This is a genomic window from Pelatocladus sp. BLCC-F211, assembly GCF_041928655.1.
GTDB lineage: Bacteria > Cyanobacteriota > Cyanobacteriia > Cyanobacteriales > Nostocaceae > Pelatocladus.
In genome coordinates this window covers 1-12039 of the sequence record NZ_JBHFLM010000162.1, presented here as the reverse complement: position 1 = coordinate 12039, position 12039 = coordinate 1, and the positions used below count along the sequence as shown (strand labels likewise).

General features: G+C 40.2%; 10 protein-coding genes. 7 read left to right on the top strand and 3 right to left on the bottom strand.

All coding sequences use genetic code 11. The annotated features are described in order from the left end of the window. Positions 1-370 precede the first annotated feature (370 nt). Entirely contained in the window at positions 371-2704 is a 2334-nt protein-coding gene (locus tag ACE1AT_RS20220; RefSeq protein WP_374871545.1) for a WD40 repeat domain-containing protein, read from the bottom strand. Between the two features lie 616 nt (positions 2705-3320). Next, positions 3321-3710, bottom strand: coding sequence for a hypothetical protein (locus tag ACE1AT_RS20215; RefSeq protein ID WP_374871543.1), 390 nt, complete (start codon positions 3708-3710; stop codon positions 3321-3323). Between the two features lie 117 nt (positions 3711-3827). Here ACE1AT_RS20215 and fdhD point away from each other — a divergent pair, with 117 nt between their 5' ends. The 6 genes from fdhD to ACE1AT_RS20185 all read left to right on the top strand — a co-directional run bounded on the left by fdhD (position 3828) and on the right by ACE1AT_RS20185 (position 10450). Further along, positions 3828-4661, top strand: coding sequence for a formate dehydrogenase accessory sulfurtransferase FdhD (fdhD, locus tag ACE1AT_RS20210; RefSeq protein ID WP_374871541.1), 834 nt, complete (start codon positions 3828-3830; stop codon positions 4659-4661). 102 nt (positions 4662-4763) lie between these two features. Next, on the top strand, positions 4764-5822 hold the full coding sequence (locus ACE1AT_RS20205; protein WP_374871539.1) for a DMT family transporter: 1059 nt from the start codon (positions 4764-4766) through the stop codon (positions 5820-5822). Between the two features lie 145 nt (positions 5823-5967). After that, the gene (locus ACE1AT_RS20200) at positions 5968-6972 is read left to right on the top strand and encodes an ABC transporter ATP-binding protein (RefSeq protein WP_374871537.1); all 1005 of its coding nucleotides are present in this window, start codon (positions 5968-5970) and stop codon (positions 6970-6972) included. Continuing rightward, positions 6973-7785 carry an ABC transporter permease gene (locus ACE1AT_RS20195; RefSeq protein ID WP_374871535.1) on the top strand — a complete coding sequence of 271 codons (813 nt, stop codon included), beginning with the start codon at positions 6973-6975 and terminating at the stop codon, positions 7783-7785. It abuts the gene before it with no gap. Between the two features lie 216 nt (positions 7786-8001). After that, complete coding sequence (locus ACE1AT_RS20190; RefSeq protein WP_374871533.1) at positions 8002-9609, top strand: GldG family protein; 1608 nt, start codon at positions 8002-8004, stop codon at positions 9607-9609. Between the two features lie 220 nt (positions 9610-9829). Then, the gene (locus ACE1AT_RS20185; RefSeq protein ID WP_374871575.1) at positions 9830-10450 is read left to right on the top strand and encodes a DUF4340 domain-containing protein; all 621 of its coding nucleotides are present in this window, start codon (positions 9830-9832) and stop codon (positions 10448-10450) included. Positions 10451-10781: 331 nt separating this feature from the next. Here the strand turns inward: ACE1AT_RS20185 and ACE1AT_RS20180 are convergent, their stop codons facing one another. Continuing rightward, complete coding sequence (locus tag ACE1AT_RS20180; protein ID WP_374871531.1) at positions 10782-10943, bottom strand: hypothetical protein; 162 nt, start codon at positions 10941-10943, stop codon at positions 10782-10784. Positions 10944-11447: 504 nt separating this feature from the next. Between ACE1AT_RS20180 and ACE1AT_RS20175 the strand changes: the two genes are divergently transcribed. Continuing rightward, positions 11448-11660 carry a hypothetical protein gene (locus ACE1AT_RS20175; protein ID WP_374871573.1) on the top strand — a complete coding sequence of 71 codons (213 nt, stop codon included), beginning with the start codon at positions 11448-11450 and terminating at the stop codon, positions 11658-11660. Positions 11661-12039: the final 379 nt, after the last annotated feature.

Sequence of the window (12039 nt, the reverse complement as noted above, 5' to 3'; positions counted from 1 at the left end):
GTTATCAGTAGACTTCTTGCATGAATCTTTGCCCTCTCCCTAAATCCCTCTCCCAAACATGGAAGAGGGACTTTGAAATTGGCTCCCCTTCTCCCAATTTTGGGAGAAGGGGCTAGGGGATGAGGGTAAGTTTTGTATTCATGCAAGAGGTCTCTACGGTGTACACACAAATTATAAAATCACTCCAAATCCAGTTGTGCATGTGTATTGTCACGCAGAGTAACCCAACATTCTCCAGGCTTTGTTGGGTTGAGCGATCGCTCAACCCAACCTACAATTATCTTTGAGGTTGAAACTTGAAATTTGAGGTTTGAAACTAGAACATTGAGATTTAACCAATGACAAATGACGAATGACAAATGACAATTGACTAACCTATCTGCCAGATTTTAATGGTTTTATCTGAACTACCACTCACAATCAATTGACTATCAGGGCTAACAGCAATAGAATTCACAGCCCCTGCATGTCCATGGAGAGTTTGTAGGAGTTCTCCGGTTTGCAAACACCAAATTTTGATGGTTTTGTCAGCACTACCACTAAATAGAGTTTGTCCATCTGGACTAATTGCAACTGATTTCACTTCATCTGTGTGATCAGTGAAGGTATGCAGTATCTTCCCGGTTTCAAGTTCCCAAATTTTGATGGTTTTGTCAGCACTACCACTAAATAGAGTTTGTCCATCTGGACTGATAGTAACTGAGTACACTTCGCCTTTATGTCCGTTGAGAGTGCGTAGTGGCTCACCTGTGCGCGAGTTCCATAAGCGAATTTTTTTATCGCTGCTAGCACTGGCGATGATTTTACCATCGGGACTGATCGCCGCACCGTGAACAGGAGAAGAATGCCATAAAGTACAAATGCGATCGCCTTTGTGGAGGTTCCAAATCTTGATTTTGTTACTACCACTAGCTAAAATTTCTCCATCTGGGCTAATCACTACAAAGTTCACTGGTTTTTGGTGTCCCAGAAGTTTGTGCAGTAGTTTTCCAGTGGACAGATGCCAGACTTTAACATTACTTCTGGGATGTTCGCAACTGCCAACAGCCAGGAAATTGCCATCGGGACTCACAGCAACCGATGAAACTTCTCCGAATTCATCTTTAAGGGTGCGAATTGCTTTTCTAGTATGCAAATTCCAGATTTTAATCGTTTTGTCTGCACTCCCACTGACTAAAATCTGTCCATCCGCAGTGATGGCGACAGATGAAATTTTGCCTGTATGTCCGGTTAAGGTGTGGCTAAGATAAGCATTTTTTAGTTGACGTGAGTGTCGGGAGTCGGCGATCGCGTATAAAATTTCTTCGACTTCGTTAATACCCTGACTATCACCAACTGCTGAAAAGTATTCTTTAAGTTTTTGGAGATATGGTGTGTCTGCGGTGGTGGCTGCGTTTCGTACCGCCTCAACTAGATTATTAACTTGCAGTTGTGGTGCTTGGTGCAATTCTAACCATGTGCCAATAGAGTATTCTAATTGTTCTTCTGCTAAAGAGCGATCGCTCAGATGCGATAAACTCTGAGCTAATTGCAACGCTAACTCCGGAATCCAGTAACGATGTTTTTCTTCTAGAGCTTGATAAACTTGTTTGTATCCGGAAGCGATCGCTTGCAGTGATTGCAAGTCAATCTGGCTCTTGAGCAAACTCGGCAGTAAATCTGGTAGTAGGGGAGGTACATCATGATGAACCAAGTGATAAATATCTGCTATCCAACCAGCAACTAGACAATGACAGGTAATTAAAACTTGGCTAAGTTGTTCTAAATCTTGATGATTAATTTGATATCGTAAGGATAATTTACTAACATCAACTCCCTTGGCTCTCCATTTTTCTTCTTTTTCTAAGATTGCTAAATTACTGGCACTATCTTTACTTAAGTAATTAATTTCCTCTAATTTTTCTCCTTGCGCTATTAATTCATCTCGGATAATTTTCCACTCATAGGCGCGGTTTTTTGCCGACTGTTCAACAATTTCTCTGTAAGATATCCGAGATATAGTTTTATAGTAATAACGCTCTTGTCCCAGTCCCCAATAACCAATCCGAAAATTTAGGTAATCTCCATCAGCTTCAGACTCTAAAATTAAAATCGGCTCTGTTTTCAACATACCAAACAGAGCCTTGATACTAGATTCACTGTGAAAACGCTTACTGTCCCATGCTCCTGCTAAAAACTCTGTTGGTCTGACCGTATTCTGTAAAGAATAATATTTACTGAGAAAATTTCGTAATCCCTCCGCTACCATTAACTCGATATCAGTAGCGAATTCTTCTTCTCGATGGTCAAACTGATCAAATCCTACTTTCGGAGGAGCCAGAAAAATTTTTAAAGGTTTACGTTCATAAGTAGTATCAGACTCTAAAATCTGTGAAGGATACAACCGCAAAGGCCAGCTATCAAATAGTTTATTAACCTCTGGAATCTTGAGTGCTGTTTCCTGTTCTTGGGTTGCGATTTCTAGCTGCATCTGATGGTAGTAAACAGCTAGCTGCTGCTCGTCCGATTTTTGTTGTTCATATCCTCCCAAATATGTAAGCTTTTCACTGGCACTGTTGACGGTTTGGATAATTTCTTGAATTTTGGCAGGATAATCGTTTTTAGTTTCATCAGGACGTGCATCATTATTTTTTTGCACTAAACTTGCAATTACAGGCGCAAATTCTAGTACTAATTGCAGTAATAACCTTAAGCCTTGCTCCATACAGAGATGCCTGCTAAATAAATAATCTCAAAAGCTTTCATTCTCATCAACGCTATAGCCTTCATTCAATTAGGCATTGTTGCCATCCGGCAAATTTCCACACATTTCTATTTTAGTGCTTAATTGTATCCAACTTTATATAAAAATGAGCAAATGATCAATAACTAATCATAAAGTAAGAGAATACAAATCTGAGTGCTGATCATCACAACAAATCGCCGAATTTGCCTCAAAAGCCATTAATATTCCTAAAAAATAAAGTGGAAATTTTGTGATTTGCTTCCCTCCTTGACGCCGGAATCAAAAATAATAAGGAAGTTTTTAATCATCTCAATCACTATGGAAACTAGTTCATATCTTGTACCAGATTTTCATCCCGTCAATAAATAAATTTATTGGCTAATAAGTAAGTCGGCGAGAAAAATTCAATGTATATTAGGACTTACGCAATAACTCTCCCAAGCTCTTATTTCTTAGTGTCCTTTGTGTCCTACACTGCGCTTCGACACTCCCTGTCTACTTGCACGCCTGTCGCTAACGCGCCTACCAAAGGTAGCCGAGTAAAGCGCATCTATGTGGTTAGTTATTTCATGATTTTGCGTAAGTCCTAATATATTTAGAATTTGATTCCCAGTTGACCATTGATACCACGCACAGAATTATAACCAGCGCCCAAGAAAAGATTGTCACCAGCGCCTACCTGAACTCCACCAGAAACCGCTAGTCCTTTATCTTCTGAATAGTATCCTAATCCAACATACGGTGAAACTACTGGTAAACTGATAAATTTTAGCACATCTACACCTGTGGCACTATCGGGGCCAATTCCCAATTCCGCACCCCAATTCAAAGCCCTTGCACCTACAGAATAAGTGACCTCACCATCTTTGCCACCAACTGACACCCAAGGTTGTGGTATCAATTGAGCATGAGCTTGTTGTGGAGACAACAGCATTAAAAAACCAACTGATGTAATGATAGTTTTGACAATAGCCGCAGTTTTCACATTTTTCTCCTACCAGCCTTTGGCTAATAGACGAATTTTCTTGGTGTCTTTGTGCCTTGGTGGTGAAGAATCGAGAGTGGGGGGAGTGTGGGAATAAATATTAAAAAGAGTATATTTATGCTAACTGACCGCAGTAAAACTCAAGCTAGAGTTTGGGTAGTGGAAGATGGTAAAGTGCGATCGCGCTCCGACTATATCACCACAGAAGAACCTTTAGAAATTCGTCTGATGTCTCCACGTCGGACAGTTGCGATCACCATGCGAACCCCAGGTGCAGATTTTGAACTAACTGCTGGTTTTCTTTATTCCGAAGGGGTGATTAGCAACCGACAAGATATCCAACGTTTGAGTTATTGCGTAGATACAGAAATTGATGGCGAACAACGTCTTAATATTGTCAATGTAGAACTACGAGAAGATTTGCATCCCAATTTACAACCTTTGGAACGTCACTTCTATACCTCCAGCGCCTGTGGAGTTTGTGGTAAAGCTAGTCTAGAAGCTTTGCGTTTGCGGGGTATTGCAACCATACCCCCAGAACCAAAAGTGAAACCAGAAATTCTCTATAGTTTGCCAGAGCAACTAAGAGCAGCTCAAGGTATATTTAAAGCTACAGGTGGTTTACATGCTGCTGCCTTATTCGATACTCAAGGGCAGTTGATCAGTTTGCGAGAGGATGTTGGACGCCACAACGCCCTAGATAAACTTATCGGTTCAGCTTTATTGAGCGATCGCTTACCTTTGTATAATCACATTGTCATGGTCAGTGGACGCTCTAGTTTTGAGATTTTACAAAAGTGTACAGTTGCTGGAGTACCAATTATCTGCGCTGTTTCCGCTCCTAGTAGTTTAGCGGTTTCTCTGGCTAGAGAATTTGAAGTTACCTTAATCGGATTTTTGCGGGGAAAAAAATTCAACGTTTATTCTGGTTGGGAAAGAATCAACATCTGAATTAAACCAAAAAATTTTTCTAATACAAAGCCTTGTACAATTCAACTAAATCCTGAATTAAATATCACGAAATAAACTGAAATCGGTTTTTATATAGAATTAATGAGATTAACACGTCGTCTACTTGCACGCAGCAGACCAGGACAACTTTATTTATGGTTTGCTGTGATTATCTTCGGTGCTGCAAACTCTGTCACGCGCAAACTCACGGAAATCGGCGCTCAACACTTTGTAGATGGTCGCAATCCCATTTCATTGTGCAATGTTTTATTTGTAGGTAATCTTTGTGCGTTGATAGTGCTAATACTTCTATACGGAAAGCAGTTTAAATCTTGGAAATTACAACAATTTTCCAGAAATACATGGTTGAATCTGACATTATTAGCAATTATTGGTGGTGCTGTAGCGCCTGGATTAATTTTTCAAGCGCTGGCGTTAACTAATGTGAATAATGTTGTTTTAATTGGACGCTTAGAACCTCCTTTAACTTTAGCATTATCTGTCTGGCTGTTGCGCGATCGCGTGAATCTTTGGGAAATAGTTGGTGCGCTGATCTCATTTATCGGCGTGGGACTTACTATTTTTTTGCCTTCTACTCTCCAAGGCATGACAGAGATGAAAAACTACTTTAGTTTAGGTACAGGGGAAATTTTGGCAGCAATAGCAGCCATAACATTAGCAGCATCAACAATTATTGGTAAAGCAAAGCTCTCTCAAATACCTTTAGGTTTTTACAGCATTTTTCGCACACTATTGGGGACAATAGTATTTTTCTTTACTGCCTTACTGCTTTATGGTCAAAATCACTTTATGGATGCACTTTCCCCATTTTTATGGAAGTGGATGTTAATTTATGGGCCAGTGATTGTAGTACTTGGTCAATCATTTTGGATTGCTGGTTTGAGAGTTTCTAGTGTCTCCCAAGTCTCGTTAGTTGGCTCCTTTGCTCCTGTTGCTGGGGTGATCGCAGCTTATTTGATTTTGTGGGAAGTTCCTACTTTAGCGCAATATATCGGTGGTACAGTAATTTTAATTGGTGTAATTGTCAGTCAAGTTGGTATTCAACGCCAGAAATCATCTGATAATGTTGCCAATTCAAAGATAACTTCTACAACTAAATTACGAGAAATTGAAAGTAAAGTTGGATTTAAGGGAATGTAGGTTTCCCCTATACCCTTATCCCCAAACAAATCAAAAAAATAGCGATCGCCTGAATCAGCTTTTTTGCACAAATCACTTAAAATGTAAAGACCCGGTTTGCCATCAACTAGAAACCGGGTTTCTTTATGCATGATTGCCTAAACCAATGATTGAAGTCGATCATCTCAGTAAAACATACGGTTCAACTCAAGCAATCACCGATGTAACTTTTAATGTCGAACCAGGAGAAATTCTGGGGTTTTTGGGGCCGAATGGTGCTGGTAAAACCACGACGATGCGAATTTTAGCCGGTTATTTACCCGCAACAAGCGGTACAGCTAGAATTGCTGGCTTTGATGTTCATGAACAATCTTTGCTGGTGCGCCAAAGAATCGGTTATTTACCAGAGACACCACCGCTATATCCAGAAATGACGGTGGAAGGATTTTTGTATTTTGTGGCGCGGATCAAAGGAGTGTCAGCAGGCGATCGCACTACTAAAGTTACTGCTGCAATTGAACGTTGCAATTTGCAAGAGAAACGTCACGTCATTATTCGCAAACTCTCTAAAGGATATAGACAACGTGTTGGTATTGCTCAAGCGATCGTTCATGATCCACCAGCGATAATTCTGGACGAACCAACCGTTGGACTCGATCCTCGACAAATTATTGAGGTGCGAAATTTAATCAAAAGCTTGGCTGGAACTCATACTATTATTCTTTCTACCCATATTTTGCCAGAAGTTAGTATGACCTGTAGCCGTGTTGCGATCATCAAAAGTGGGAAAGTCGTAGCAACAAATACTCCTGAACAACTCCTGACCCAGTTGACAAGCGGTTCTGGCTATGAGATAGAAATCGGGGGCGAAGCAAATTTAGCTAAACAAGTATTACAAAATTTGCCCGGTGTGAGTCAGATAGAATCAATTCCTCTAGCAGCAATGCATGGTTTATCCCCAAAAGACAATCGTGCTTATCTGCGAGTTATCTCCCACTCTGGTACAGAACCAGGTAAAGATATCGCCGCAGCTTTGTTGCGTACAGGATTTGATTTGTATGAAATGCGACGTGTCAGCGCCACACTCGAAGATGTATTCTTACAACTGACTACAGAAGAAAAGACTGTAGAATCAGAGACAAACTCAGCAGTTAATGAGGAGGCGGCTTAAGTGGGTGTCGTACTGAGTAACATTATTGCCATTTATCGCCGAGAATTACAGGGTTATTTTGTCTCGCCATTAGCTTATGCGATCGCTGGCGTTTTTTGGTTTTTAGCTGGGTTGTTTTTTATCTTAATTTTGATGGGGCCAGATGGTATTTTGGCAGCAGTCACGGCATTAGATTTACAAGGACAACAGTATGGAGTACCAGTACCACCGATAGATGTACCTTATGAATTTGTGCGGGCATTTTTAGATCGGATGGGATGGCTGTTGTTGTTTATACTGCCGCTTTTTTCCATGGGACTTTATGCAGAAGAACGCAAGCGCGGGACTTTAGAGCTTTTGGCAACATCTCCGGTGACAAACTGGGCTGTAGCTGTAGGTAAATTATTAGGCGTAGTTACGTTTTTTATCACCTTGATATTACCGTTGTTGGTGTTGGAAGCGATCGCTTTGAGTGCATCAACCCCACCGATACCTTCGACAATTCCTCTGTTGGGACATGTAGCATTAATTTTGCTAGCAGCAGCAATTTTATCTTTAGGAATGTTTATTTCTTCTTTAACAGACAGCACGATTTTAGCTGCTGTCCTCACTTTTGCTGTGATTTTATTACTGCTGTTTGTAGATTTAATTGCTAAAACTATTAGTGGTCCAATCGGCGAAGCTTTGGGTTATTTGTCATTACTCAAACACTACAATAATCTCATTCAAGGGATTTTTGATAGTAGCAGCATCATATTGTTTGGTAGTTACATTATCTTAGGGATATTTCTGACTGCACAATCAATTGATGCACTCCGCTTTCAACGACAGTAAATATTGATGATTGTTTATTAGAGACGCGATAAATCGCGTCTGTACATTAGTAAAAATAAAACTATTGTAGGGTGTGTTAGGCGCATGTTTTGATCTATTTTTTCACGAAAAACATTATATGAGCGCCTAACGCACCACCAGATTATATGGTGCGTTAGGCTGAAGCCATAACGCACCCTACTTACTACTTTACTCAAAACCAACAATTAACTAATTATGAAAACTATCTCTACAAAAAAATTTTGGAAATATTTGATTTTGCCAGGTTTGTTCCTAGTTGCAACTGGTTTAACAATTGGTTTCGTCTCAGAAAGTTGGGGAACAGTCCCTCTAGCATTTATTATTTGTGGAGCAGTCGTTATTGGCTTATGGTTAATATGGCAAAGCCAAGAAAGTAACTGGTGGGGACGCCGTTCGACTCAAGCTGGTACTAATGCTCTAATTGCAACTTTAGCAGTGTTAGCAATTTTAGGGTTAATTAATTTCTTAGCTAATCGCTATGAATTCCGCGCAGATTTAACAGAAACTAAGTTGTTTACTCTTGCGCCTGAATCTAAGGAACTGGTACAAAATTTAAAACAGCCCGTGAAAGTTTGGGTATTTGATGTCACTCAAAATCCCCAAGACCGGGAATTGTTGGAAAGTTATCAAAAGCAAAACTCTCAGTTTAAATTTGAATACGCTGATCCGCAAGCTAGACCAGGATTGACTGAGAAATTTGGCGTCAAAGATTTTGGAGAAGTTTATCTAGAATCTGGTGAAAAAAAGCAATTAGTACAAGTTGTGAATGTTAGCGATCGCCTTTCCGAAATAAAATTAACTAATAGTCTGCAACAAATCACCAGTACCAGCACAACTAAAGTTTACTTCCTTCAAGGTCACGGCGAACATCAACTTACGGCTGGTGAAGGTGCGATTTTCCAAGCTTCTCAAGCATTGAGCAACAAAAATTATACTACTGCCCCACTCAATTTGATTGAGAAATCAACTGTTCCCAGTGATGCTAATGTCTTGGTAGTGGCTGGACCAAAGCGAGAATTATTTGATACTGAAGTCAAAGCTTTGCAAAACTATGTTAATCAAGGTGGAAATTTAGTCCTAATGATTGATCAAGGTACAGACCCCAAAATTGATAATTTGCTGACACAATGGGGTGTGAAGTTAGATAATCGTTTGGCAGTTGATGTCTCTGGAAATGTCAACCTTGGTCCTGCTGTTCCCATTGTCACAGAATATGGTCAACATCCGATTACGAAAGATTTTGGTAACGGTATTTCTTTTTATCGTTTAGCACGACCAGTTATTACTACTCCAGTACCAGGTATTGAAGCTACAAAATTACTCATCACCAAACCCTATCCTAATACTTGGGCAGAAAGCGATCTCAACAACGAAAATTTAGAATTCAATGAAGGAAAAGACCTCAAAGGGCCTCTTACATTAGGTGTTGCTTTAACGCGGAAACTACCAGTTCCAACCAAACCCACCCCTACACCAACAACATCTCCACAAGCACAAACCAAACCCTCCCCCACTCCCAGCAACTCAAACGCTACCGAATCACGTATGGTAGTTATCGGAGATTCAGACTTTGCGACAGATAATTCATTTACACAACAGCTAAACGGCGATGTATTTCTCAATTCCGTTAATTGGGCTAGTCAGCAGGATAGTCAACCCCTTTCGATTCGCCCCAAGGAACCAAAAAACCGCCGCATCAACTTAACAGCCTTACAAGCAAATGTTTTAGCTATATCTTCTTTATTAATTTTACCTTTGATTGGATTTGCAGTCGCAGCTATTTTGTGGTGGTTGCGTAGATAACCAATAACCAATGACCAATGACCAATAATATCATGTCCGCATAATTAGTTATGATTCCCAAAGTTATTGCACCCCACCCCGCCAAAGCTACGCTTTGTCTCCCCTCCCCGCTTGCGGGGAGGGGATTAAGGGGTGGGGTTCTTCAAGTTTAATAAGTAATCAAACGGACATGATATAACCAATGACCAATGACCAATGACAAATGACCAATGACTCAAAAATGAAATTACAGCGAACAACTTTAATCTTGATTATCTTAATGCTGGGTTTGGGTGGTTTTGTTTATTTTCATGAATTTTATTGGAAAACTCAGCAAGAGGAAATCAAAAATAAAAAGCAGCAAATTTTCTCTTTTCAAGCCGATGATGTGCAGTCTTTGGCAGTTAAGACAAAAAGTGCCACTATTATTTTGGAACGCAACAATAATTCTGAACGCCCAAAATGGCGGATGACCTCTCCTCAACAAGTACCAGCCAATGATGCTATAGTTTCTTATTTAATGGATTTGTTAGTCAAAGGTGAAAGTGAACGCACTATTTCCAGTTCTGTTAATCAATTAGGAGAATTTGGTTTAACTCCACCCCAAGCAACTGTTGATATCAAACTCAAAAATCAGCAAAATCATCAGTTGCTTTTAGGGAAATCTGACTTTAATAATCGTTTTTTATACGCCCAAATTGATCCAAAGCCGAAACCAGACGGTAATGTCGATGTGCTACTGGTATCTAAAGATTTTGGGAATGCAGTTAATCGAGAATTATCAGAATGGCAAGAAATTCCCAATCAGGGTGAAAGTACACCTTTACCCAGTTTGAATTTACCCACTCCGCCAAAAAAGTAAAAAGTGATTAAAGAGGGAACGGGGAACTCTTAACAGGGAACAGAGGGTTTGAGGTGGGGATTTAACCCCAACCCAAACAAACAACTTATAGAAGATGGGGTTTTAAACCCCTATGGGGAATAGATAAAGAACATCGTGACGTTTGTGGGTAACGTCGCGACATTTGTGGGTAACGTCGTGACGTTTGTGGGTAACGTCAAAGCGATTCTGCAAAGTAGGCGCTACGCGATCGCAAATCAATGATTAAATTTATCGCAGTTCTTGGTTGAATAAACTTTTAAAAAGCCACGTAGATGAAGAATTTTAATCCCCGTGAGGGGGTGAAGGTAATCTACGACATGAGCAACTGATAGTTGCACCTATCCCCTTTCGGGGCGATGCGATCGTAAAGGGTGGGGTCGTCCACCGATTCGCTCACAATCTCTAGTTTCCATCCCCTTTCGGGGCGATGTGATTGTAAAGGAAAAATCTGGTTCAGGCAGGGTGCAAACATCCAAGTTTCCATCCCCTTTCGGGGCGATGTGATTGTAAAGAGTTCACATCTAGAACGCTTACACAGAGAGGGTTCTAGACCCCCTGATCGACACCACTCTAGATTTGAACAAAAAATCCTCAAAAAATCATCGATTTTGCAGCCTGGAAACCTTGCTGCATAAGGCATCGACACACTTCAACGAAGTTATGCGGTTTTCAAGGTTCGGGCGAGGTGTGTAGATGAAACTCAACACACTTCAATTAGAGTATGATTTGCTGCTTTCATTTGTCAAGTAGAAATGCGTAGCAAGATCCCACAAGGTGATTTCGCGTCTCTGCTCCCGCGACACATCCAGTATACACTGCGCTATTATCAATATTCAATATTATGAAATAATACCTAAAAAGGTATTGCTAATAAGAATAATTCGTATTAATATACAAATAAGAGAGGCGTTCCCACCTCCAAGTAGACAACGCCTCTCTTACCCAACCTTTATTAATTTAGGTCTTATTAAATATGATGCCACAACCGATTCTTTGTCAAACACCCACAAGAGGTTTATTAAATTTAAGTTACGCTCGTCAAATTCGATTTTGCGATCTTCATATCCAAATGTCTTGGCGATTTGTCTGTTTCATTACCTGGAAGAATGGCGACGAGCAAACTTTTGACGGTAAAGATGCGAAAGCCATTGCTCAGACAGTGAAAAAAATTACACAAACTAAATCTTGAGCCAGAAGATCCCCGACTTTTGAAAAAAGTCGGGGATCTGATAGGTATGAGACAATATTCACCACAAACGTCAAAGCGATCCTGCAAAGCAGCCGCTACGCGATCGCAAATAACGATAAAATTTGTTGCAGCTCTGGAGTCAATCCAAAATCTAAAATCGAATGACAAGTCCGACAGCAACATTATTAATTTCTTGTCCCGATCAACAGGGACTTGTAGCGAAATTCGCCAATTTTATCCCCACATTCCGCACTTCAATAAGTAGCATGGGTAAACTACATAAACAGAAAATGCGCTCATGAGAATTTGAACAATCAAGTAACCAGAAAATAAATAAATTATCCACATCCAAATTCCAGCTTTTTTACACCATAAAAAA